The sequence below is a fragment of the Lysobacter capsici genome (genome assembly GCF_014779555.2).
In the GTDB taxonomy this organism is placed as follows: Bacteria; Pseudomonadota; Gammaproteobacteria; order Xanthomonadales; family Xanthomonadaceae; genus Lysobacter; species Lysobacter capsici.
The window spans coordinates 5281295-5305376 of the sequence record NZ_CP094357.1 but is presented as its reverse complement, the minus strand read 5'-3'; the positions used below and the strand labels follow the sequence as shown (position 1 = coordinate 5305376).

The following is a 24082-nucleotide window of genomic DNA, read 5'->3' as shown; positions in this document are numbered from 1 at the left end:
TGGCCCCGCATGGGTGACACCAGGTATGGATCCCGTGACTGACCTGCTGTTTATCGCTCCCCGTGCGCGGGCCATCGTCTCGTTTTCGCGGCGCGGCCGCGCGGCCGCGCTCGCGCTCGGCCTGATGTTCGCGCTGCCGGCGCTGGTGCTGAGCACGCAGATCGGTTCGGCGCACGCGCAGGAACAACGCCGCGACGCCGACGAACGCCTCGCCGCGATCGTGTCGCTGATCGACGTCGGCCACTTCGAAGGCGCGCGCGCCGGCATCGCCAAAGCGCGCGCTCGGCCGAATCTGGATGCCGACCAACGCCGCGCGCTCGACGAGCAGGTCGAACGCATGCGCCGAATCCGTCTGGATTTCACTCTCGACGAGGCCCAGGCCAAGGCCAAGCTGCGCGAACAGATCCCGGATATGCGCGATGCCGAATTCGACGAGTGGGACCGGCGCGGCCTGCTCGAATACATGATCATCGACGGCGACAAGCGCTACTTCCAGCGCGCGCCGTCGAACCTGTTCCGGCTCGACGCCGCCGCGCTCGCGCGCCGCAAGCCGGGCGCCAAGCCGCTCAGCGTCGGGCCGATGGAAACCTTGAACGCGCATCAGGCCGAAGTCCGCGACGGCGCGCTGCGCAGCGGACTGGGCTACGCCGCGCCGCGGCGGGTGCGCGTCACCCACTCGCTGACGGTCAACGCCGACGCGGTGCCGGCCGGCAAGATGCTGCGCGCGTGGCTGCCGTATCCGCGCGCGCTGCCGCATCAACAGCAGGACATCCGTTTTCTGAGCAGCACGCCGGCCGCGCATACGATCGCGCCCGAGTCCACCGCGATGCGCACCGTGTATCTGCAGCAGGTCGCCAAGGCCGGACAGCCGACCCGGTTCGAAACCAGTTACGAACTCACCGTGTTCGGCCAGTACCGCGCGATCGATCCGGACAAGGTCGTGCCCGCGCCGGTCGACGAGGCCACCCGCGACTACCTGGGCGAACGGCCGCCGCATATCGTCTACACCGATGCCATGCGCAAGTTCTCGCGCGAGGTGGTCGGCGATGAGACCCATCCGTATCGGATCGCGCAGAAACTCTACGCGGCGGTCGACCGCATCCCGTGGGCCGGCGCGCGCGAGTATTCGACCATCTCCAACATCTCCGACTACGCACTGCACGCCGGTCACGCCGACTGCGGCCAGCAGACCTTGCTGCTGATGACCTTGCTGCGCCTCAACGGCATCCCGGCGCGCTGGCAATCGGGCTGGGTGTTCGGCGACAACGGCTACACCAACATGCACGACTGGGCCTGGATGTACCTGGCGCCGTACGGCTGGGTGCCGGTGGACGTGACCACCGGCCGCTTCGATTCGCCCGATCCGCAATTGGCGAATTTCTATTTCGGCGGGTTCGATGCGTATCGGATCGCCTACAACGACGACTACGGCCGGCAGTTCGTTCCGGCCAAGCGGCACGAACGTTCCGAAACGGTGGACTCGCAACGCGGCGAGGTCGAGTGGGAAGGGGGAAATCTCTACTTCGACCAATGGGATTACGACTACAGCGCGCAAGTGCTGACGACGAAGGACTAAGCGTCGGCGGCAGCGCTCAACATCATTCTGGGGAGGCAGTACGCAATGAAAGGCAAGACCTTGGGTAAGTCCGCACTGTGCATGGCGATGGGGATCTGCCTTGCTTCGATGGCGGTGCAGCCGGCATTGGCCGCCAACACCGACGGTTCGCTGGCCGGCCGCGTCGCCGCCGGCGCCGAAGTGACGGTGCGCAGCGTCGACACCGGTTTCACCCGCACGGTGAAGGCCGACGCGAACGGCAACTACCGGTTTCCGTTCCTGCCGATCGGCACCTATCAATTGCAGGCGAGCAAGGACGGCGCCGCGGTCGGTGCGCCGATCGAGGTTGTGGTCAGCCTGGGCAACGAAGCCAACATCAATCTGGGCGATGCGACCAACCTCGGCGCGGTGCAGGTGATCGGCACGCGGGTGATCTCGCCGGTGGACGTGCGCTCGACCGAGTCGGCGACCAACGTCACCAAGGCCGAGATCGAACGCATCCCGGTCGGCCGCGACGCGCAGTCGGTGGCCTTGCTGGCGCCGGGCGTGATCCAGGGCCAGTACGGCGGCGCCTCGTTCGGCGGCTCCTCGGTGTCGGAGAACGCGGTCTACATCAACGGCCTCAACGTCACCGACTTCTACAAGCGGGTCGGCTTCTCGTCGGTGCCGTTCGGGTTCTTCAAGGAATTCCAGGTCAAGACCGGCGGCTATTCGGTCGAGTTCGGCCGCACCACCGGCGGGGTGATCAACGCGGTCACCCAGTCGGGCAGCAACGAGTTCAAGTACGGCGCCGAACTGGTGTGGGAGCCCAAGTCGCTGCAGTCCAAGGGCGAAAACCACTACGACGGCGACGGCGATCCGTTCCGCATACGCAGCCACGACCAGTACGACCGCACCAACCTCAATGTGCATGCGTCCGGCCCGATCGTGAAGGACAAGCTGTTCTTCTATGCGATGTACGAGTTCCGCGACTATCGGCCCGAGAACACCAACGACGCCGGCAGCACCTTCTTCAAGGGCAAGTCGGACAAGGGCTTCTGGGGCACCAAGCTGGATTGGCAGATCAGCGACAAGCACCTGCTCGAATTCCTGGCCTTCTCCGACAAGAACGAAACCACCACCGACAACTACCAGTTCGACCTGGCCGACGGCCGCCGCGGCAATCGCATCAACACCCAGTTCAACGAGGCCGGCGGCACCAACTGGGCGCTGACCTACACCGGCTACCTCACCGAGAACTTCTCGATGAAGGCGTTGTACGGCGAGAACAAGCGCGACCGCATCCAGAGCAGCCAGAACGATCTGGAATGCGATGCGGTGCAGGATCGCCGGGTGTCGGGCCTGCCGCAGATCGGCTGCGTGTCCTCGGCGCTGATCGAGCAGGGCCTGGACAAGCGCGAAGCCGCGCGCCTGGATTTCGAATGGCAGCTCGGCGATCACCTGCTGCGCTTCGGCCTGGACCGCGAGGTCAACACCTCCGACAACGAGAGCTTCTACCCCGGTCCGTCGCGCAAGTACTATCAGATCTATTCGACCACGCCGGGCACGACGATCGAGAACGGCGGGGTGGTGCCGGCCGGGGTCAACGCCTACGTGCGCGCGCGCCAGCAGGAGGTCAGCGGAAGCTTCGAATCGATCAACTCGGCCTACTACATCGAAGACAACTGGCAGATCACCCCGGACTTCATGCTCAACGCCGGCGTGCGCATGGAAGGCTTCGACAACAAGGACGGCGAGGGCAACACCTACATCAAGATCGACGACATGCTCGCGCCGCGCCTGGGCTTCTCCTGGGACTTCAACGGCGACGGCCGCTCCAAGATATTCGGCAACGTGGGCCGCTATTACCTGCCGATCGTCAACCAGATCAACGTCAAGCAGGCCGGCGCCTTCCTCGATGAGCGCACCTATTACGCGCTGGCGGGGCTGGAGGCGTTCGAGAAGAACGGCTCGACCTATTACCGCCCGATCCTCGGCCAGCAGATCGGCCCGGTCGACAACAGCCAGGGCGACGGCAGCGTCGGCGACCTGCGCAGCGAAGTCGACGCCGACATCGATCCGGTGTACCAGGACGAGGCCATCCTGGGTTATCAGTCGATGATCGACGAAACCTGGTCGTGGGGCGTGCGCGGCATCTACCGGCGCCTGCACAACGCCATCGACGACATGGAGATCACCTCCAACGGCATTCTGTGCAACGGTTCGCCCGGCGAGATCGGCTATGTGATGGCCAATCCCGGCAAGTCGGTCAAGCTGTACACCGACACCAACTGCGACGGCGTCAACGACGGCTACGTCAACATCGACACCTCGCGCGCCGGTTGGGCCTTGTACGACGCCGACGGCAACTATGTCGGCGAGCGCGGCTGGGTCAAGCCCAAGCGCACCTATCGCGCGCTGGAGTTCATGCTCGATCGCGCCTGGGACGACAAGTGGGCGTTCAACGCTTCGTACACCTGGTCCAAGAGCGAGGGCAATGCCGAAGGCCCGTCGAACTCCGACTTCGGTTTCGACAACACCGGCCGCACCGAGTCGTTCGACAATCCGTTCGTGAACTTGAACGGCGACGGCCCGCTGCCGAACGACCGCCGTCACCAGATCAAGTTGCGCGGCGCGTATGCGATCAACGACAACTGGTCGGTCGGCGCGACCTTGAACGCGCAGTCGGGCCGGCCGATCAACGCCTTCGGCAAGGGCAGCCCGTTCGACGGCACCAGCTACCACAGCTTCTACGTGTGCGTGGCCAACTGCCAGGCCGACAACTTCGCCGATCGCACCTACCAGCTGCGCAGCCGCGGTTCGGGCGGACGCACGCCGTGGATCTTCGACATGGGCGCCAGCCTGAGCTATCAGCAGCAGTTCGCCCAGGCCAACCTCCGGGTCAAGCTGGCCGTGTACAACCTGCTCAACCAGCAGCGCAGGATCGAAGTCGACGACGAGTACGAACAGGACATCGGCTTCAAGAACCCGCAGTACCTGTACGGCACCGGCTATCAGTCGCCGCGCTACGCCCAGTTGACCGTGTCCGTGGACTTCTGAGCACCCGTTCCCTCGACCCCTTGGCGGCCCGATGACGCGGGGCCGCGTTTTCTCTACCTCGACAGGGCCTCCACCGATGCGACGCGACTCACTGCGGTGGACGGCCCTGATTTTTTTGACGTGTGTCTTCGCGGTTCCGCCGTCGTCGGCGCGGCAGACGCGCGAGGCGGCGCTGGACCGCATCGTCGATCAGGTGCAGGCGCGCTATCGCCTGCCGGGTTTCGCGATCGGCGTGGTCGAGAACGGCGAGGTCGTGTATCGACGAACCTCAGGCGAACAGGTGGCGGGCGAGGGCGACAGGATCGGTCCCGACACGTTGTTCAAGATCGCTTCGAACACCAAGTCGATGACCACCGCGACCCTGGCGCGGCTGGTCGATGCCGGCAAGCTGCGCTGGGACGATCCGGTGAGCAAGTACCTGCCGGATTTCCGCATGCACGACGATTGGGTCACCCGCGAAATGCAGGTGCGCGATCTGTTGATCCACAACAGCGGCCTGCGCGCGGGCGCCGGCGATCTGATGCTGTGGCCCGAGCCCAACAGCTTCAGCCGCGCCGATATCCTGCATGGGTTGCGCTATCTCAAGCCGATCCACAGCTTCCGTTCGCGCTACGACTACGACAACCTGCTGTACATCGTCGCCGGCGAGGTCGCCGCGGCCGCGGGCGGCGCGCCGTACGAGACGCTGCTGCGCCGGGAAGTGTTCGAACCACTGGGTTTGTCGCGTTGCCGGATCGGCGCATGGGATCGCGACGCGGTCGGCGACGTGGCTCAGCCGCATTCGCAGCGCGAGGGACGTTATGTCGCGGTGCGCCGCGACCCGGCCCGCATCGAGGCCTCGACCATGGATCCGGCCGGCGGGGTGCGCTGCAGCCTCAACGACATGACGACCTGGCTGCGCGCCTGGCTCGATCCGCAACGCGCCGGCGCCGACGGCAAGCCGTGGCTGTCGGCCGAGCAACGCGCGGCGCTGTGGCGCGCGCAGATGCCGATGAACGTGTCGCAGCGCCAGCGCGAGTGGAGCAACACTCATTTCGCCGCCTACGGCTACGGCTGGCGCTTGAGCGACGCCGACGGCGTGTTCAAGGTGTCGCATACCGGCACCTTGATGGGCATGTATTCGCTGGTGACGCTGCTGCCGGACCAGCGCAGCGGCTTCGTGGTGTTGATCAACGGCGATGCCGGCGATGCGCGCAGCGTGTTCGATCAGCTATTGACCCAGCATTACACCGCGCCGGACTCGTCGCGCGACGCGGCCTGGTTCATGGATGCGATCGCGCGCGAGGCGCAGGCGCCCGCGCGCAACCGCGCGCCCGATACGTCCGCGCGCAAGTCGGTCGAATCGAGAGCGCTGACCGCGTATCTGGGTGTCTACCGCGACCCGTGGTTCGGCGAGGTGCAGGTCTGCGGGCGAGACCGCGATGTGCAATTCGCCGCACGCAAGTCGCCGCTGTTGACCGGTAAGATCGTCCGGGTCGGCCCGCGCCTGCTGGTCGACTGGGACGCCGAGGAAGTCGACACCGAGGCCTGGATCGATTTCTCCGGCAGCGGCTCCACCGCCACTTTCGTCATGAGCAAGGTCGATCCGGATGCGGACTTCAGCTACGACTACGAGGACCTGGCGTTCGCGCGTATCGGCGATTGCGGTTGAAGCCTGCGCGCTGCTGGTGCTGATCGGTTGCGTCGCCGCGGTGCGGTCGCCGGATGCGTCGCCACCGCAGCGACACGAAGCCACCGCATCCGCGCCGGCCACCGCGGCCCCGGCGCGAGCGGTCGCGCCGCGCGTATCCACGGCGAGCGATGCGGCAGCTGCGGGCATGGTCGAGATCCGCTCGCTGGTGCCCGATATGTCGCTGGAGATCCGCTACGCCGGCAGCGACAACTTCGTCGGCCGGCCGGTGGTCGGCTACGAGGCCGCCGGTTGCTATCTGCACCGGTCGGTCGCGCAGGCGCTGGCGCGGGTCGAGCGCGCGTTGCGCCCGCAAGGCTTGCGCCTGCATATCTTCGATTGCTATCGGCCGGTGCGCGCGGTCCAGGATTTCGTGCGCTGGGCCGGCGATCTGGGCGACCAGCGCACCAAGTCGCGTTACTACCCCAAGCTCGACAAGCGGGTCTTGCTCGGCGACTACATCTCGCCGACCTCCGGCCACAGCCGCGGCGCGACCTTGGACCTGAGCCTGATGGAACTGCGCGATGGCCGTTACGCATTGCTGGACATGGGCACGGGCTTCGATTACTTCGACGAACTGGCGCATACCGATTCGCCCAATGCGAACGCGACCCAGCGCGCCAACCGCGAGCGGCTGCGCGCGGCGATGCGGCGCGAAGGGTTCGAGAACTATCCGCTGGAGTGGTGGCATTACACCTACAAGCCCGAACCCACGCCGGACACCGCGTTCGATTTTCCGGTGCGCTGAGCGCGGCCCGCGCGGACCCGGCGCAGCGACATCCCTTGCATGAGGTGGCAGTGTGATCGTGACTATCGGCATGAACCGCGGACGCGGCGCGCATCGGCCGTTGCGGCGCTTGATCGCGACCTTGGGCGTCGGCGCCTTGTTGAGCGCCTGCGCGATGACGCCGCATCGGCAGGCGCAGGGGACGGATAAGCTGCAACACGAAGTCGATACCTTGATGCGCGACTACCAGGGTCAGGTTCCCGGCGCCAGCGTGCTGGTCCTGCGCGACGGTCACGCGCTGCTGCGGCGCGGTTACGGCCTGGCGGTGGTCGAGACCGGCGAAGCCGCGAGCGCGCGGACCAATTACCGTCTGGCCTCGGTGACCAAGCAGTTCACCGCCGCGGCGGTGTTGCTGCTGGCGCAGGACGGGACGCTCGGCCTTGACGATCCGATCAAGCGCTGGTTGCCGTCGCTGCCCAAGGCGGCCGATGCGATCACGATCCGGCAGATCCTCAGCCATCAATCCGGCCTGATCGATTACGAAGACGCGATACCGGCGAGCTTCGACGCCGATCGGCGGCAGATGCACGACCTCGATGTGCTGCATGTGCTCGAAGGTCAGAATCGAACCTACTTCGCGCCCGGGCAGGGCTATCGTTACAGCAACAGCGGTTACGCGCTGTTGGCGTTGACCGTGCAGCGCGCGTCGGGGCGCAGTTTCGCCGGCTTCCTGCGCGAACGCATCTTCCTGCCCCTGGAGATGCGCGACACGGTGGCGTATGAGCGCGGCGTGTCCGAGGTCGCGCATCGCGCCTACGGATACAGCAATGAGCAGGGGCGGTGGGTACGTACCGACCAGAGTTCGACCAGCGCGGTGCTGGGCGATGGCGGCATTTACTCCTCGATCGACGATCTCGCGAAGTGGGACGCGGCCTTGTACGACGATCGTCTGCTCAGCGAGGCATCGCGCACGCTGGCGTTCACCGCGCATACCCCGACCGACGTGGCCGATGTCGGTTACGGCTATGGCTGGCGCATCACCGGCGAGACCTTGTGGCATTCGGGCGAGACCATGGGCTTTCGCAACGTGATCGTGCGCTGGCCGCGGCGGCGGCTGACGGTGGTGGTGCTGAGCAATCGCAATGAGCCCGAGCCGTATCGGTTGGCGTTGGCGATCGGACGGGTGTATCTGGCGGGGAGTCCGGTGCGGGGGCCTTGAGCAGCGTGGTGGCGCGGATTTCGGGGGGCATGCGGGGTATGAGGGTTGGCTGAGAGGCGCGGCGATCTGTCGGGGCGCGGTCGCGGTTGGCGCCGCTTCCGCAGGGGCGGTCGGAGATTCGCTGCATGGGTGGAACGGTGAAGGCCGGGACCTCCGCGCGATAGTGCTTGCTATTAAATAGCGCGCTATGTAAATTGCGGCCCATGAAGAAGACCGCCGCCACCGTCACCGCCAGGCCGCCGCAGCCGACCTTGCTGCTGGACGACCAGCTGTGTTTCGCCCTGTACTCGGCCTCGCTGGCCTTGAACAAGGTGTATCGCAAGCTGCTGACCAAGCTGGGCCTGACCTACCCGCAGTACCTGGTGATGATGGTGCTGTGGGAGCGCGACCGGGTCACCGTGTCGGAGATCGGCGAGCGCCTGTTCCTCGATTCGGCCACGCTCACCCCGCTGCTGAAACGCCTGGAAACCGCCGGTCTGCTGACCCGCACCCGCGCGGCCAGCGACGAGCGTCAGGTCATCATCGAGCTGAGCAAGGCCGGGCGCGCGCTCAAGACCAAGGCCCAGGGCGTACCGGCCGGCATGTCCTGCGCGCTGGAGGGCTGCACGGTCGAGCAGCTCACGGTGTTGAAGGCGCAGTTGGAGTCGCTGCGTGAAAACCTGATCCGCAACGGCTGACAACGCATGTGACTGATTTGGAATTCGAACTTTGAAATAGCGCGCTATTGAATAGCGAGATATTGAAACATAAGCAAGCGAACATCCGCGTACCAACCCACCTCATCCCCGCACCATCCCCTGTCCACGGAGCATTGCCATGTCCATCGAAAAAGTCCTCTACACCGCCCACGCTCACGTCACCGGCGGCCGCGACGGCCGCGCCGTTTCGTCCGACAACGTTCTCGATATCAAGCTGACCACGCCGCGCGAACTCGGCGGCGCCGGCGGCGAAGGCACCAACCCCGAGCAGTTGTTCGCGGCGGGTTACTCGGCCTGCTTCATCGGCGCGCTGAAGTTCGTCGCCGGTCGCGAGAAGATCGCGTTCCCGGCCGACGCGGCGGTCGACGGCAGCGTCGGCATCGGCCAGATCCCGACCGGCTTCGGCATCGAAGTCGAACTCAAGATCTCGCTGCCGGGCCTGCCGCGCGAGCAGGCGCAGGAGCTGATCGAAAAGGCTCATGTGGTGTGCCCGTATTCGAATGCGACCCGTGGCAATATCGATGTGACCTTGACTCTGGTTTGATTGCGACGGCGGTCGCGTCCGCGCCATGGCGCGGTGACGACCGGGTTGTATCGCCAGTAATCCAGCGGCCCGGATGCGCGAGCATCCGGGCCGTTTTCGTTTTCGTTTAGGTTCGTCCCAGCAGTTGAACCTACGGCCGTTTTAAGAGACGTGGGGCAACGAACGCCAATGGAGTAGGGCGGCGCTATTCCGACGATGGGAGTTTCGACAGGCGGTGATCGGTGCGCAGCGGTTTTTTTCTTTTGTGGCTGGCGGGCGATCTGATCGAAAAGCGAATCCCCCCAGCCCCCCTTTTCCAAAGGGGGGAACAGCAAAAGCCCAGTGCGTCGGGGAACACGATGCGGCCTTTCGACCGTCCCATTAGATCCGTCCCATTAGATCCGTCCCATTAGATCCGTCCTATTAGATCTGGCTCGTCGGATTCGGGTCATAACATCCGACCATGAGATCCGAGCCATGAGATCGGACCACAACATACGACTACGACATCCGACCACGACATTCGGTCCATAACATTCGACCCATGACATTCGGTGAGTATGCGTGAGCTTCGTACATCACCATGAATGCGCTCAGTTTCGGGTGATCGTTTGTGAGTTGCGTGACTGCTCCGTGCTAATAAATTGCTAAGCGATTGCACAGACTTGCATCGGGGTTTCGTTCTCTTCTAATCACGAGCCGGCTCGCTTTGTAACGCTGTCGAAACCACTCGTCGCTGTCGGATGTCGGGGCCCTGATCGCCCTGGCCGCCGCTGCACGGACGCGACGCGGCGCGATGCCGCCACCGCCGAAGGTTCTCGTCCTTCGACCGTCCCGTCCGAGTCCCTGATCGGCTAACGGAGGATCGGTCATGCCCGCACGCGCGCAACGTCGTCTTCGCTTTCATCCCCTGAGCCTCGGCGTCGCGCAAGCGATTCCGCTTCTGATCGCGCTGCAGTTCTACAGCGGCCAGGCCGCCGCGGCCTGCACGCCGGCCGTGCCGGTGGACGGCGACAACGTCAGTTGCACCGGCGCGCCGATCCTGCTGCCGCCCAATCCCAATTCGTTCCTGAGCAACGCCAACAACCTCAATGTCACCGTGCAGTCCGGCGCGGTCATGAGCACGCTGCCCGGCGGCACCGCGATGACCCTGGGCGGCAACAACATCACCCTCAACAACCTCGGCGCGATCGACGCCAACGCCGCCGGTTCGCTGGTGCTCGCGCGCGCGCTGACCATCGGCAACCTGCTCGCGCCGGCCAGCGGCAACGTCACCGTCAACAACCAAGGTTCGATCGACGGCACCTTCGACGGCACCTTCGGCCTGCTCGGCACGGCGATGGTGGTCGCCAACAGCGGAACCACCACCGTCACCAACGCCGGCAGCATCGGCGTCAGCGCGCTGGGCCTGTTCGACCCGGTCAATTCGATCGCGGTGGCGATCTACGGCGGCGGCAACGTCAACTTCACCAATACCGGCACCATCACCGGCCGGGTCGCCTTCGCCAGCCCCGGCAGCGGCGGCAACACCTTCGTCAATGCCGGCACCATCAACGGCAGCGTCTCGCTCGGCACCACCTTGAGCAACGACACCTTCGTCGCGGTCACCGGTTCCTCGCTCGCCAATCCGCTGATCCCGTTGCCGCCGGTCGGCGTGCCGACGCCGACCTTGCCGCCCGGCCTGCTCACCTTCGCAGCGACCGGCACGGTCGATGCCGGCATCGGCGGCAGCGATACCCTGGTGCTGCAGAACACCGTCGCCGGGCCCGGTTCGGGCACCGGCGGCACCGGTTCGATTTCCGGTCTGCAATACCTCAACTTCGAAAACCTCAACGTCAACAGCGGCACCTGGACCTTGAGCGGCGCGGTCGTCAGCGGCGGCGCCACGCTCAACGGCGGCCTGTCGATCTTCGACAACTCGCTGTCGTTCGGCCTGGGCCCGTTGACCGCGAACGGCGGCGCGATCCAGGCCTCGCTGCCCGGCCTGACGCTCGCGCAGAACGTGAATCTGACCGGCGGGCTGATCGTGCAGGGCGCGAACGCGCTGAGCCTGGGCGGCACGCTCAGCGGCGCCGGCGGTTTGATCAAGAACGGCGCGGGGACCTTGTCGCTGCTCGGCAACAACAACTTCAGCGGCGGGCTCGCGCTCAACGGCGGCGGCCTGACCTTGGGCAGCGCGGGTTCGCTCGGCACCGGCCTGTTCCTGGTCGGCGGACCGGCCACGCTCAACACCGCGTTCACCGGCACGCTGGCCAATCAGGTCCAGCTCAACGGCGCGTTGACGCTCAACGGCGCGGGCGCGCTGACCCTCGGCGGCAATATCGGCGGCGCCGGCAGCCTCACCCTCAACAGCGGCGCGCTGTCGCTGACCGGCAGCAACAACTACAGCGGCGGCACCGTCCTGCAGGCCGGTTCGATCGATGTGGGCAACAGCGGCGCGCTCGGCACCGGCGCGTTGACCGTCAACGGCGCGGGTTCGCTGACCGGCGCGGCCGGCGTCGCCTTGAACAATACGATCGTGCTCAACAACACCTTGAACTTCGGCGCCGGCGGTGGCGGCGGCGCGTTGACGCTCAACGGCGGCATCAGCGGAGCGGGCGGAATCAGCCTGGCCGGCGCGCCGGGCCTCACCCTCAACGGCGCCAACACCTTCAACGGCGGATTCAATCTCGGCGGCGGCGCGCTGGTGGTCGGCAACAACACCGCGCTCGGCAGCGGCGCGGTCACGGTCAGCGGCGCGGGCAACCTGGACGCGAACGCAGCGGTCAGCCTGAGCAACAACTTCAACCTCAATGCCGGGCTCGGCATCGGCGGCAGCGCCAATCTCGCGCTCAACGGCACGATCGGCGGCCTCGGGGGATTGACCAAGAACGGCGCGGCCAACCTCACCCTCGGCGGCGCCAACGCCTTCGCCGGCGGCTTGAACCTGCAAGGCGGCGGGCTGAGCGTGGGCACCAACACCTCGCTCGGGTTGGGCGCGTTGACGGTCAACGGCGCGGCAACCTTGAACGCCAATGCCGGGGTGAATCTCGGCAACGCGGTGGTGCTCAACGCCGGCCTGGGCATCGGCGGCGCCAACGATATCGCGCTCGGCGGATTGGTCAGCGGCGCGGGCGGTCTGGCCTTCAACGGCAGCGGCACGCTTGCGCTCAACGGCGCCAACAATTTCGCCGGCGGCGTCGATCTGGCCAGCGGCAGCTTGAGCGTCGGCAACAATCTCGCGCTCGGTCTGGGCGGGCTCAACGTCAGCGGCAGCGCGAACCTGAGCGCGGGCTTGCCCGGCATCGCGCTGGCCAACAACGTCACTCTCGGCGCGGGCGCGACCCTGGGCCTGGGCGGCGCGAATGCGCTCAATCTCGGCGGCGCGATCGGCGGCGCGGGCGGTCTGTCAATCAACGGTCCGGGCAGTTTCACTCTCGGCGGCGCCAACAGCTTCGGCGGCGGCGTGTCGCTGGGCGCGGGCAATCTGCTGCTCGGCGGCAGCGCTTCGCTCGGCACCGGCGCGTTCAACGTCACCGGCAATGCCAGCCTGGCCAGCACCGGCGCGGCGCTCAACCTGAGCAACGCGATCAATCTCGGCGCGGGCGCGGGGCTGTCGCTCGGCGGCGCGGCCGATCTGAGCCTGGGCGGCGCGATCGCCGGCGGCGGTTCGCTGATCAAGACCGGCGCGGGCGCGTTGTCGCTCAACGGCGCCAACAGTTTCAGCGGCGGACTGGATCTGCAGGCCGGTACGCTCAATGTCGGCACCGACACCGCGCTCGGCAGCGGCGCGCTCGCGGTCAACGGCGCGGCCACGCTCAACGCGGGCGCGGCGGTGAACCTGGGCAATGCGATCAACCTCAATGCGGCCTTGAACCTCGGCGGCGCCAATAACCTGGGCTTGAACGGCGCGATCGCCGGCGCGGGCGGATTGAGCTTCAACGGGCCGGCGACGCTGAGCCTGGGCGGCAGCAACAGCTTCGGCGGCGGCGTCAATCTCGGCGGCGGTTCGCTGAGCGTCGGCGCCAACACCGCGCTCGGCAGCGGCGCGCTCAATGTCGGCGGCAACGCGAACTTGAGCGCCAGCGCGCCGGGCATCGCGCTGGGCAACGCGGTCAATCTCGGCGCGGGCGTGACCTTGGGCATCAACGGTGGCAATGATCTGTCGCTCGGCGGCGGCATCGGCGGCGCGGGCGGTCTGGCGATGAGCGGCACGGGCGCGTTGAACCTCGGCGGCGCCAACAGCTTCGGCGGCGGCGTCGCGCTCAATGCGGGCACGCTGGGTGTCGGCAACAACCTCGCGCTCGGCACTGGCGCGCTCAACGTCGGCGCGAACGCGGGCTTGACCGCGACCGCGCCGGGCATCGCCCTCGGCAACGGCATCGACCTCGCTGCGGGCGCGCAACTGGGCATCGGCGGCGGCAACGACCTCAGCCTCGGCGGCAGCATAGGCGGCGCCGGCAGTCTGGGCTTCAACGGCACCGGCACCTTGTCGCTGGGCGCGGCGAATACTTTCAGCGGCGGCTTCAATCTCGGCGCGGGCACCTTGGCGCTGGGCAATTCCGGCGCGCTCGGCAGCGGCGCGCTCAACATCGGCGGCAACGCGAATCTCAGTGCCGGCTTGCCCGGGCTCGCGCTCGCCAACGCGGTCAATATCGGGGCCGGCAGCGCCTTGAGCATCGTCGGCGCGAATGGCCTGGACTTGAACGGCACGGTCGCCGGCAGCGGCACGCTGATCAAGACCGGCGCCGGCGCGCTCGGGCTCAACGGCGCGGTGCTCGGTTTTACCGGCGGCCTGTCGATCCAGGGCGGCACGCTCAGCGTCGCCAATCCGATCACCGCCGGTCTCGCTTCGGCCGCGGGCACGACCGCGAACTTCAGCGCCGGTGTCGACAACCTCAGCGTGACCGGCGCGGTCGCCGGCGCGGTCAATCTCGGCGGCGGCGACGATGTGTTGAGCGCCGCGCCGACGCAACTGGCCGGCCTCACCGGCGCGATCAACGCCGGCGCCGGCAGCGATACGTTCTCGGTCGTCGGCAGCGGCGAAGGCACGCTGCCGGGCGCGGCCTTGAGCGGTTTCGAAAACCTCGGCGTCGGCGCGGGCGGCACCTTGATCCTGCCGACCGGCGCGACCGGTGCGTTCGACAACACCGCCGTCGGCGGCAACCTCGTGCTCAACGGCAACCTCGGCGGCAACGCGAACGTCGGCGCGGGCGGCGCCTTGATCGGCGATGGCGCGTTGGCGGGTTCGTTGACATTGGGTGGCGTACTCGCGCCATCCGGCGTCGCCGGCGGCAGCGGCGCGGCGGCGGGCACCGCGGCGGCCGGCGCTTCGCTCAATCTCGCCAGCCTGACCGTGAACCCCGGCGCCAGCCTGCAACTGCGCCAGACCGGCGCGGGCGCGACCGACAGCGTGATCGTCGCCGGCGCGGCGACTTTGAACGGCGGCCAGGTGGTGGCGATTCCGCAGGCCGGCAGCTACGCGCCGGTGACCGACTACCGCATCGTCGACGCCGGCACCCTCAGCGGCGCGTTCAGTGGCGTCAGCCAGACCGCGTTGCCGTTCCTCGACGCGAGCCTGGTGACGATCGGCAACGACGTGTTCCTGCGCCTGAGCGAGCACGATGCCGGCGGCACCGGCATCCGCTTCAATCAGTTCCCCGGACTCAGCGGCAATCAGCAATCGGTGGCCAACGCGCTGCAGGCGATCGCCGATGCCGCCACGCCGCGGTTGCCGACCCTGATCGCGGCCGCGCGCGGGCTCAGCGCCGCGCAGGCGCCGCGCGCGTTCGACACGCTTAGCGGCGAAACTTACGGTTCGATCGTCAGCGCGCAACGCTACAACGCCGAGCAGATGCAACGCAGCGTGGCGCGTCAGCTCGATCGCGCGCGCGATGCCGGCACCGAGGACGAAAGCACGCTCGGCACGCTGTGGGCGACCGCGTACGGCGGCCGCGCCGAGTTCGACGGCGACGGCCTGGACGGCATCGACAACACCGTCGGCGGCATCGCCATCGGCCTGGAAGGTTCGCCCGGCGAGCACTTCCGTTTCGGCGGCCATATCGGCATGGCCCATTCGAAGATGGAAACCGACCGCCGCGACGATAAGGTCGACGGCGATCTGTTCAACGTCGGCATCCACTGGCTGTACGCGCCGGGCGGGTTCTGGACCCAGGGCGCGGCCGGTTACAGCTACGCCAGCTTCGACGCCGAACGCGAGATCGCGGTGGGCACCTTCAACCGCCGCAGCGATGCGCATTTCAGCAACGACGGCGTGTACGGCATGCTCGAAGCCGGTTGGCGCTGGGACGGCGCCAGCGTGCGCGTGGAGCCCTTGATCGGCGTGTACTACAACAAGGTCGAATCGGTGACTTTCACCGAGCGCGGCGCGGGCGACGCGAACCTGATCGTGTCCACCGGCAGCTTCGACACCACCACCGCCGGTATCGGCGTGCGTTTCTCCGGCGTGCCGGGCAGCGCCGCGCGCAAGCTCACGCCGACCGCCGACATCCGTTATCTGCACGATCTGCAGGACGATCAACCGTTCGCGCGCAACGCCTTCGCCGGCGCGACCGTGCCGGGCTTCGGCGTGAGCGGCTTCGCGGCCGAACGCAATCGCTGGAACGTCGGTCTGGGTCTGGCCTATCGGATGAGTCCGGTCAGCAGCGGCTTCATCGAATACCGCGGCGACATCGGCAGCGACGATCGCGCGCATTCGCTCAATGTCGGCCTGCGGCTGGGTTGGGGCGGTTCGTCGGCGGTCGCGGCGGCGCGCGCGGCGCCGGTGACCACGCGCATGGCCGCGGCGGAGCGTGCTTCGGGCGATAGCGGTGCGATCGATGCGGCATCGGCGCGCGATCCCGCCACGTCGGCTTCGGGCTCGCGTTCGGCCGGTCCGGCGGCCGCGGCCGCAACCGCGGCAGGCGCTGCGGCGGCGTCGATTTCAGCCGAACGTTCGGCCGGTGCGGCGGGCGCGGCGGCGTCCGGATCGAATGCGTCGGCATCTCATGCCGCGCAGTCGGCCGGCGCTGCCGCGGGTGCGGTGGCCGCATCCGAGGCGGGCGCTACGACGCGCGGCGCCGCTCAACCGGCGGCATTCGGTCAGTGCAAGGTTCGTCCCGCCGCCAAGGCCGTGGCCCCGCGAACGGTCGCGAAGGCCAAGGCCAAGCCGCGCGGCGCGCGTCCGATGTCCAAGACCCAGCGTGTCGCCTCGCGCGGCACCGGAACCCAGGCGAGCAAGCGGCGTCCCGCGCCGCGACTCGCCGCCGCGACATCGCGACCCGCCCCTCCGTCGGGCGCGATGACCCAGCCGACGACGTGGTGCGACGAGGCTTCGGCCCGGGCTCAATAAGCCGGACCGGATGCATCAGCGCCGCCGGACGGGTGGCGCTACCGGCTTCGGTACGCTGGACCGAAGCCGGTAGTGGCTTTATCGAACACGTCGTTTGTTTGAGGTCTTTGTGGGAGATCTTTTGGAGGAGGTCTTTTGTGGGCGGGGCTTCAGCGCCGACGCGTTCCTCTCCGATCGCGACAGCCTGCATGCAAACGTGCTCGGGCTTTCCGGCGAATCGAGCCAAGCGCGTCGGGGCTGAAGCCCCTCTCACAAAAGACCTCGCGAGGAACCTCGGCTCAACAGATTCAGCGTATTGCCGTCGCGAGCCACGGAATCCTCGCGATCGCCCAGCGATCGATCGCAACCACCAGCAACAGCGATGCCCCGAGCAAGGGGAACAGCAGGCCGCAGCCCAGCGCGATGATCGCTGTCGTGCGCAACTGCGTCGGCGTCGGCCCCGACGGCGCGCCCAGACGCCCGCGCGGCCGCCTTCGCCACCACATCCACACGCCGCTGATGCTCAGCACCACGATGCCGATGCACGGCAGCAGCATCACGATCTGATTGGCGCGGCCGAAGTAATTGCCCATGTGCAATTGCACGCCCAGCTCGACCGCCTGCGCGGCCCAGCCGTAGTCGGCGAAACCGGTGCGGCCGGCAACCGCGCCGCTGTAGCGGTCGATATGCACGGTGTACTGGCCTTGCGGCCGGTTCGGATAGACCACCGCGGTGTAGACGCCATCGTCGGACTGCGGCAACGACAGCCGGTAATCGCCGCGCAGCCCTTGCGCGGCCAATACGCGCACGACGGCGTCGATGCCGATGTCGGTCCGCGCCGCGCTCGCGCCGTCATGCATATGGTGCGCATGCATCGAAGCCGGCATCGGCGCATCGCGCAAGGTCCACGGGGTTTCGCCGATCGCCTGGGCCATGGTGGCGGTCGGTTTCGGCGCGGCCGGGCCGTGATGGCGATGCTCGGCCGGATAGCCGATGCCCAGTTGCTGGGTGCCCGCGCGCAACAGATCGCCCCACACTCCGGCCCAGGGCAGGCCGGTCAGGATCAGGAACACGACCAGCGCCGCGACCCAGGCGCCGACGCTCGAATGCAGACCGCGCCAGAACATCCGGCCGCGCGCGCGCCAGTCCGGCCACAGCGCACGGCGCCAGCCGCGTTCGCGCGGCCACCACAGGTACAGCCCGGTCGCGATCAGCAGCAGCGCCCAGCACGCGGCGAGTTCGACGATCGCATCGCCGACGCGGCCGAGCATCAACGAGCCGTGCATGGTATCGGCGAACCCGACCAGGGTGCGGGTGTAGACGAACGCGCCGTGCACGCGCGCGGTGCCCGGATCGACGAACACGCGCAGTGGTTCGCCCTGCGCCGGCGTCACGAACACCTGCGCGGTGCGCCGCGGATCGGCGGACAGGTCGATGCGGGTGACCGCGCCGGGATGCGCGCGCCGCGCGGCGTCGATCAATCGCGACAGCGGCAGGTCGGCTTCGCGCTGCGGAGCGAACCGCAGCGAGGCGTGCACGGCGTCTTCGATCTCATCGTTGAACAGATAGATCGAACCGGTGATCGCAAGGATCAACAGCAGTGGCGCGACGAACAGCCCGGCGTAGAAATGCCAGCGCCACACCGCGCGGTAGGACGCGCGGCCGAGCTGCTGACGTTCGCTCGTGGTGGCCTCGATCATCTCAGAACGACCTCGACCAGCTCAGTTCCAGCGAGCGCGGCGCGCCGAGGTAGACCTGGCTCGCGCTGTAGCCCGACCAATCGGCATAGAAGGCATCGGTGAGGTTGCGTATCCGCGCGGTGTAGCGGCCGTGGGCGGTATCGAGCGAGGCCGAGGCATCGGCGACGGTGTGGGCGCGGACCCGATAGCGGTTGGCGTTGTCGGTGTAGAAGTCGCCGACATGGCGCAGGCCGAGGCTCAGGCTCAACGGCGAGCCGTCGGCGCGGTAGAACAGGTCCACGCCGGCGGTCCGTTCGGGCACGTTGGACGGGCGATTGCCGCCGCGATCGGCGCCGCCGGCTTCGATCAGGCGATCGAAACGCGCCGACAGCAACGCGGCGTTGGCGTCGATGCGCAGGCGCGAGGTGGCCTGCGCGCTCAGCGAGAACTCGATCCCGCGCGAGGATTGGCGGCCGTTCTGCACGCTGATCTGCGGCTGCAACGGGTCGCGGGTGAGGATGTCGTCCTGGCGCAGGCGGTAGGCCGCCGCGGTCAGTTGCAGGCGCTGCTCGAACAGCGCGGCGCGGATGCCGACCTCGATCGAATCGCCCTGGCTCAGGTCGAAGGCGTTGTTGCGCTGATTGATGGTCAGTAGCGAACTCACCGGCAGCACCGCGCTGCTGTACTGCGCGTACAACTGGGTATCGGGACGCAGGTCGAACACGCTGCCCAGGCGCCACGAGGTCGGGCTGAAGTCGCGATCGAAGCGGGTGCTCAGGCCGCTGTCGAGGTCCAGGTTGCGCCGGTTCAATTCGATGCGTTCGTGGCGCAGTCCGCCGACCAGCAGCCAGCGCGTGCTCAGATTCAATGCGTCTTCGACGAATACGGCTGCGACCCGCACGCGGGTGCTGAAGTCGTTGCGGCCGTCGCGGTAAGCGGCCGCGCTGTCGGCGGGCAATTCGCCGCGATCCTGCGCGAGCAGGTCGATCGGCGCGGCCTGGCCGAAGCGGCGCAGGTTGAAGAAATCGGTGTCGCTGTATTCGAACCCGGCCGCGAACAGGTGCCGGCGACCGCCCAGGCGGCCGTCGTGGCGCAGGCTCAGGCGTTCGTTCCAGACCTTGTGCCGGTGATGGATGCGCGCGCTGCTGCGGTCTAGCAAGCCGGTGGCGGGGTCGTAAGTGAAATCCTCGCTGTTGTCCCAACGCCGGCGCGCGTCGAAGCCGCTGGCCTCGTTGCGCAGCGACCATTGCTCGTTCAACTGATAGTCCAGACGGGTGCGCAGCCAGTACGAGCGCGAATCCATGCGTCCGTCGCGGACGTTGTAGTTGCGTTCGCGCGCGGCGCGGTCGATGACCAGACCGGCGTCGTTATCGATCAGGCCGATGGGATCGGCCGCGACCGCCAACGGCACCAGCGGCGCGCCGAAATACGCGGTGTCGAAATCGTCGCGCTGGTAATCGAGCGCGACCCGCGCCGACAGCGTGTCGCGCGGTTGCCACAGCAGCGATCCGCTGAAGGCCTGCGCCTGCGACGCGGTGTCGTCGACGTGGCCGTCGGAGCGATTGGCGCTGAGCACGCCGCGCACCGCCAGCGTATCGCTCAACGGCAGATTACCGTCCAGGCCCAGCCGCGCGCTGTCGTGACTGCCGTAGCCGAGCAGGACCTCGCCGCCGCGATCGTTCAACTGCGCGCTCTTGGGCACGAAGTTGATCGCGCCGGCCAGGACGCCTTCGCCGTACAGCACCGAGGCCGGGCCCTTGAGCACCTCGACGCGTTCGAAGTTGAAGCTGTCCCAGTTGCGCGAGGAAAAGCCCGAACTGGTCAGGCGCACACCGTCGAACAAATACGACACCGCGCCGCTGGCGAAGCCGCGCATCGAGGCCACGCCCGGTTGCCCGGGCAGGTTGCCGGCCATCACCCCGGGCATCGCGCGCAGCACCTCGACGCTGTCGCGCAGGCCGCGCGCCTGGATGTCGTCGCGGTCGAGCACGTCGAGGGTGGCGGGCAGTTCGTCGGGGTCCAGGCCCAGCCGGCTGGCGGTGGCGACCGAGGCGTCGCGGCTGCCGTCGCGCTGCGCGTGCACGCGCACGGCGTCGAGGGTGGTGCCGGGGTCGGCTTCGGCTGCGCTCGCCGCGGCGGCATCGAATGCGGCGCAGGCCAGCAGCGCGCAGGTCAGCAGCGAAGCGGCCGGGGCGATGGAACGGGGCGAACGGGAAGTCGATGTGGGCATGCGGGGCGATAAGGGCGGGCCGTGCCGCGTCGTAGCCGCGCGGACGCGACCGGCCGGGACGCGGCGCGACTGGAAGACCAAGGGGCGGCCGCCGTGACGACGGCGGACAAGCGCACGATGCTAGCGGCGAGGCCGCGCACCGGGCTGCGGCAAGTTGCCGCAGTGAGTCGGCGCACGGGTTGCGTCGATATCGATGCGCAGGCCGCCGCGCCGCGCTGGTCTAGACGGAAACGAAGGCCTACTCTGCAACGCCTGGCGCGAATCGGTCGCGCCCGTCGCCATCGCCCGCCGGAGCATCGCCATGCCGCACATCGAAGGCCCGTTCAACGTCAAACTGAGCCCGCAGCCGGTCCACGAGGAGGCCGAAGGCAAGTTCGGCCGCATGGCGATCGACAAGCAATTCCACGGCGAGCTGGAGGCCGCCAGCCGCGGCGAAATGCTCGCGGCGATGACCGCGGTCAAGGGCTCGGCCGGTTATGTCGCGCTGGAAAAAGTCGAAGGCCGCCTGGCCGGGCGCAGCGGCAGTTTCCTGTTGTTGCATCGCGGGCTGATGGATCGCGGCGCGCCCGATCTGAGCGTGACCGTGGTGCCCGATTCGGGCAGCGACGAGCTCAGCGGGCTGACCGGCAGCATGAAGATCGATATCCGCGAGGGCGGCGCGCATTTCTATTCGTTCGATTACGAATTGCCGCCGATTTCGTAACCCGCATCGCGTGCGGCGCGGGTTTCGGCGGGGTGCGTTTCGAGGGGCTGAAGGCCTTCGCCGACAGAATATTTCGCGGGCCGCATGCGGCTTTGTGACGAGGCCACAACCAGCGCCGCACCAGGCAGCTGCCGAGAGGCTTGATCCGGCCGTTACCACGCGGCCATCGCGCGCCGGATCGACTCAAGTATCATTTGCGGGACAATCCGTCACAGCCCTGCAAGCCGCGACGCCCGCGATCCGTGCGAACTTTGGCGCCGATCCGCCGTGGTCCAGCGCGCGCGGGAACGGGAGGCCGATTACCGCCGAGGCGGCCGGTCTTCGTTGTCCCGCCGCTCCCACCAATCGACCGCTGCGCGCCCGCCGGCGCCGCGGCCCAGACTGCCGAACCCGCCCATGCGTTCCACTGCACTGTCGCTTTGCGTCCTGTTCGCCGCTGCCCTCGCGCACTCCGGCCAAGCCAGCGCCCAAGGCCGCGAGGCCTGCACCAACGGCCACACGCGCCTGCCGCCCACCGTCAACCTGCGCCTGGACAACGATTTGTTCGGCGGCCAGGACCAGGGCTACAGCAACGGCGTGCAACTGACCCTGGTGTCGCCGAACCTGGCCGATTACACCGACGATCCGTGCATTCCGCGGCTCGCGCGCTGGGTCAATCGCCACCTCGATGCGCTGCAGCCCGAAGGCTTCGAGCAGCGCAACATGATCGCCACCTTCGCCCAGGGCATCTTCACCCCGACCGATTTCAGCCGCCGCGAGCTGATCCCCGACGATCGCCCGTACGCCGCCGCGCTGCTGTTCGGACTCGGCTATAACGCACGCAACGGCGATTATCTGCAGACCACCCAGTTGCAGTTCGGCATCGTCGGGCCCTCGGCCCTGGGCAGGCAGGTGCAGGACGCGGTGCACAAGGCGCTCGGCGACGACACCTTCAAGGGCTGGGACAACCAGCTGCACGACGAGCCGGTGTTCCGGATCGTCCACGAACGCATGAACCGCTATTCGGCCGGCGACGCGCACAACGGCGCCTGGGGCTGGGACGCGATCACCCACTACGGCGGCAGCTTCGGCAATCTGACCACCTACGCCAATGCCGGCGCGGAACTGCGTTTCGGCCTGCGCCTGCCCGACGACTTCGGCAGCACGCCGCTGCGTCCGGCCGGCGAGAACACCGCGCCGACCCGGCACTACAACACCGGCGACCGGCCGTTCGCCGCGCATGTGTTCCTGACCTCGGACGTGCGCTGGGTGCTGCGCGATATCACCCTCGACGGCAACACCTTCCGCGACAGCCACAGCGTCGACAAGCGCTCGTTCGTGGGCGAGGTCGGTTATGGCGTGGCCTTGATGCGCGGGCGCTGGAAGCTGGCGCTGGCGCGTTATCACCGCACCCGCGAATTCGACGGACAAAAGCAGACGCCGGTGTTCGGCAGCGTGACCATCAGCCGCGCGTTCTGACCGCGGCGTATCGATTGCCGCGAGGTCGTGTGGATGGACCTTCGGCGACTGGCGATTATTCCAGGGTGATGCCCGCCGCCGCCGGGCTGCGATCCTTCAGGCCTTCGCTGGCCTGCGCCCACCACGCGCGGTGTTCCTCGCTCGCGCAATAGTCGGCATACGAAACCGGCGCGATCGTCGCCAGCGAATAATCCGGCCGGCCTTCGGCCAGCATCGCGCTCATCGCGCGCAGCAGCGGCAACGACGGCAACAGGTCCTCGACGAACAGGAATTGCCCGGCCTGGTTCACTTCCAGGAAATGCGCATCGCCGTCGGCGTCGATCGCCAGGTCGATGCAGCCGAACACCAGGCCGAGCTCGCGCATCAACGTCGCCAGCTTGGCCTGATCGGACGCTGACAGCTCGCCGGGCTCGGCGCGTAAACCTTGTACGGCCTGGCCGACGCGCCAGTCGACGAAGCCGCCGTCGTGCTGCGCATGCAGCCGCGCGGCGAAATAGCGGTCGCCGATCGCGGTCACCCGCAGGTCGCAGCGCTTGTCGACGTAGACCTGATAGATGCCGGGGCAGTGCAGCAGGCTGGCGTCGTCCTCGAGCATGGCCGGCTCGACGATGCGCGCGTAGGTGCTGAACATGCGGCCGGTTTCGGCGTCCTTCCAGGTGTGGGTCATGAAGGGTTTGTAGACCACGCGGCCGTGGCGCTGGACGAAGCGGCGGATCTCGTTCGGATCGTGCGACACCAAGGTGGCCGGAAAACGCAGCCCGCAGCGATGCGCGGCGCGCAACTGCACGAGTTTGTTCTCGGCCATCGCCGCGGCCGCGGGACGATTGACCCACAGACGGTCCGCGCCCTGATCGGTCAATGCGTACACGTTCTTGAGAAAGCGGCCCCATTCGCCGCGCAGGAACGGCGCGTCGCTGCTGTGCGCGCGCGGAAACGATTCGGGATTGCGCGGGCGCCGATACCAGACCGTGCCGACGCGGTCGTGATCGAGCGCGCCGCTCATGCGCAGGCCGTTGTCGGCGTCGCAATGCAGCGACATCGGCCCCAGTTCGGATTCGGCCAGCGAAGTGACCCAGGTGGCGTCGATGCCGCTGGCGCGCAACGCCCAGCGCGCGGCCGAGGCATGGATGTCGTGGGCCAACGAGGAAAGAATCAGCGGGCGGCGATGAGAGGGCATGCGGCGATGGCTCGATCCGGGCGCGTTGGTATTGAAAACAGCACGCCCCGGCTGGCGGGGCGTGCCGAAGCTTGCGCAGTCGCGCCGATTTCCGCG

13 protein-coding genes are annotated in these 24082 nt (G+C 67.8%); 10 read left to right on the top strand and 3 right to left on the bottom strand.

Features of this window, described 5'->3' with window-relative positions:
- Positions 1 to 124 precede the first annotated feature (124 nt).
- The 8 genes from IEQ11_RS21910 (at position 125) to IEQ11_RS21875 (ending at position 16760) form a co-directional block, all read left to right on the top strand.
- Complete coding sequence (locus tag IEQ11_RS21910; protein ID WP_191822196.1) at positions 125 to 1576, top strand: transglutaminase-like domain-containing protein; 1452 nt, start codon at positions 125 to 127, stop codon at positions 1574 to 1576.
- Between the two features lie 45 nt (positions 1577 to 1621).
- On the top strand, positions 1622 to 4594 hold the full coding sequence (locus IEQ11_RS21905) for a TonB-dependent receptor (RefSeq protein WP_191822156.1): 2973 nt from the start codon (positions 1622 to 1624) through the stop codon (positions 4592 to 4594).
- Between the two features lie 115 nt (positions 4595 to 4709).
- The gene (locus IEQ11_RS21900; RefSeq protein WP_228464703.1) at positions 4710 to 6245 is read left to right on the top strand and encodes a serine hydrolase; all 1536 of its coding nucleotides are present in this window, start codon (positions 4710 to 4712) and stop codon (positions 6243 to 6245) included.
- A gap of 166 nt (positions 6246 to 6411) precedes the next feature.
- The gene (locus tag IEQ11_RS21895; RefSeq protein ID WP_425494653.1) at positions 6412 to 7011 is read left to right on the top strand and encodes a M15 family metallopeptidase; all 600 of its coding nucleotides are present in this window, start codon (positions 6412 to 6414) and stop codon (positions 7009 to 7011) included.
- A 154-nt stretch (positions 7012 to 7165) separates the two neighbouring features.
- The gene (locus tag IEQ11_RS21890; protein WP_191822197.1) at positions 7166 to 8209 is read left to right on the top strand and encodes a serine hydrolase domain-containing protein; all 1044 of its coding nucleotides are present in this window, start codon (positions 7166 to 7168) and stop codon (positions 8207 to 8209) included.
- Positions 8210 to 8412: 203 nt separating this feature from the next.
- Entirely contained in the window at positions 8413 to 8886 is a 474-nt protein-coding gene (locus tag IEQ11_RS21885; protein WP_191822159.1) for a MarR family winged helix-turn-helix transcriptional regulator, read from the top strand.
- A 139-nt stretch (positions 8887 to 9025) separates the two neighbouring features.
- Positions 9026 to 9451, top strand: a complete 426-nt coding sequence (locus IEQ11_RS21880; RefSeq protein ID WP_057922720.1) for an organic hydroperoxide resistance protein — start codon at positions 9026 to 9028, stop codon at positions 9449 to 9451.
- 850 nt (positions 9452 to 10301) lie between these two features.
- Positions 10302 to 16760 (top strand): autotransporter domain-containing protein, encoded by a 6459-nt coding sequence (locus IEQ11_RS21875; protein ID WP_191822160.1) that lies wholly within the window; start codon positions 10302 to 10304, stop codon positions 16758 to 16760.
- Positions 16761 to 17047: 287 nt separating this feature from the next.
- Here IEQ11_RS21875 and IEQ11_RS21870 read toward each other — a convergent pair whose 3' ends face one another.
- Both IEQ11_RS21870 and IEQ11_RS21865 read right to left on the bottom strand, forming a co-directional pair.
- Positions 17048 to 18439: a PepSY-associated TM helix domain-containing protein gene (locus IEQ11_RS21870; RefSeq protein WP_191822161.1), complete on the bottom strand. Its 1392-nt coding sequence runs from the start codon at positions 18437 to 18439 to the stop codon at positions 17048 to 17050.
- Between the two features lies 1 nt (position 18440).
- Positions 18441 to 20648 (bottom strand): TonB-dependent receptor, encoded by a 2208-nt coding sequence (locus IEQ11_RS21865; protein ID WP_191822162.1) that lies wholly within the window; start codon positions 20646 to 20648, stop codon positions 18441 to 18443.
- Positions 20649 to 20949: 301 nt separating this feature from the next.
- On the opposite strand from IEQ11_RS21865, the gene IEQ11_RS21860 reads away from it, so the two are divergent.
- Both IEQ11_RS21860 and IEQ11_RS21855 read left to right on the top strand, forming a co-directional pair.
- Positions 20950 to 21351 carry a DUF3224 domain-containing protein gene (locus IEQ11_RS21860; protein ID WP_046658056.1) on the top strand — a complete coding sequence of 134 codons (402 nt, stop codon included), beginning with the start codon at positions 20950 to 20952 and terminating at the stop codon, positions 21349 to 21351.
- Positions 21352 to 21747: 396 nt separating this feature from the next.
- A complete protein-coding gene (locus IEQ11_RS21855) occupies positions 21748 to 22809 on the top strand; it encodes a lipid A deacylase LpxR family protein (protein ID WP_036113537.1) in 1062 nt (353 codons plus the stop codon).
- A 55-nt stretch (positions 22810 to 22864) separates the two neighbouring features.
- Here the strand turns inward: IEQ11_RS21855 and IEQ11_RS21850 are convergent, their stop codons facing one another.
- Positions 22865 to 23986 (bottom strand): MvdC/MvdD family ATP grasp protein, encoded by a 1122-nt coding sequence (locus IEQ11_RS21850; protein WP_191822163.1) that lies wholly within the window; start codon positions 23984 to 23986, stop codon positions 22865 to 22867.
- Positions 23987 to 24082 lie beyond the last annotated feature (96 nt).

Excerpts from the sequence above, each read along its gene's own strand:
- IEQ11_RS21910 (WP_191822196.1), top strand. The coding sequence starts at position 125 with ATGTTCGCGCTGCCGGCGCTGGTGCTGAGCACGCAGATCGGTTCGGCG.
- IEQ11_RS21905 (WP_191822156.1), top strand. The coding sequence starts at position 1,622 with ATGAAAGGCAAGACCTTGGGTAAGTCCGCACTGTGCATGGCGATGGGG.
- IEQ11_RS21895 (WP_425494653.1), top strand. The coding sequence starts at position 6,412 with ATGGTCGAGATCCGCTCGCTGGTGCCCGATATGTCGCTGGAGATCCGC.
- IEQ11_RS21890 (WP_191822197.1), top strand. The coding sequence starts at position 7,166 with ATGACGCCGCATCGGCAGGCGCAGGGGACGGATAAGCTGCAACACGAA.
- IEQ11_RS21885 (WP_191822159.1), top strand. The coding sequence starts at position 8,413 with ATGAAGAAGACCGCCGCCACCGTCACCGCCAGGCCGCCGCAGCCGACC.
- IEQ11_RS21880 (WP_057922720.1), top strand. The coding sequence starts at position 9,026 with ATGTCCATCGAAAAAGTCCTCTACACCGCCCACGCTCACGTCACCGGC.
- IEQ11_RS21875 (WP_191822160.1), top strand. The coding sequence starts at position 10,302 with ATGCCCGCACGCGCGCAACGTCGTCTTCGCTTTCATCCCCTGAGCCTC.
- IEQ11_RS21870 (WP_191822161.1), bottom strand. The coding sequence starts at position 18,439 with ATGATCGAGGCCACCACGAGCGAACGTCAGCAGCTCGGCCGCGCGTCC.
- IEQ11_RS21865 (WP_191822162.1), bottom strand. The coding sequence starts at position 20,648 with ATGCCCACATCGACTTCCCGTTCGCCCCGTTCCATCGCCCCGGCCGCT.
- IEQ11_RS21860 (WP_046658056.1), top strand. The coding sequence starts at position 20,950 with ATGCCGCACATCGAAGGCCCGTTCAACGTCAAACTGAGCCCGCAGCCG.
- IEQ11_RS21855 (WP_036113537.1), top strand. The coding sequence starts at position 21,748 with ATGCGTTCCACTGCACTGTCGCTTTGCGTCCTGTTCGCCGCTGCCCTC.
- IEQ11_RS21850 (WP_191822163.1), bottom strand. The coding sequence starts at position 23,986 with ATGCCCTCTCATCGCCGCCCGCTGATTCTTTCCTCGTTGGCCCACGAC.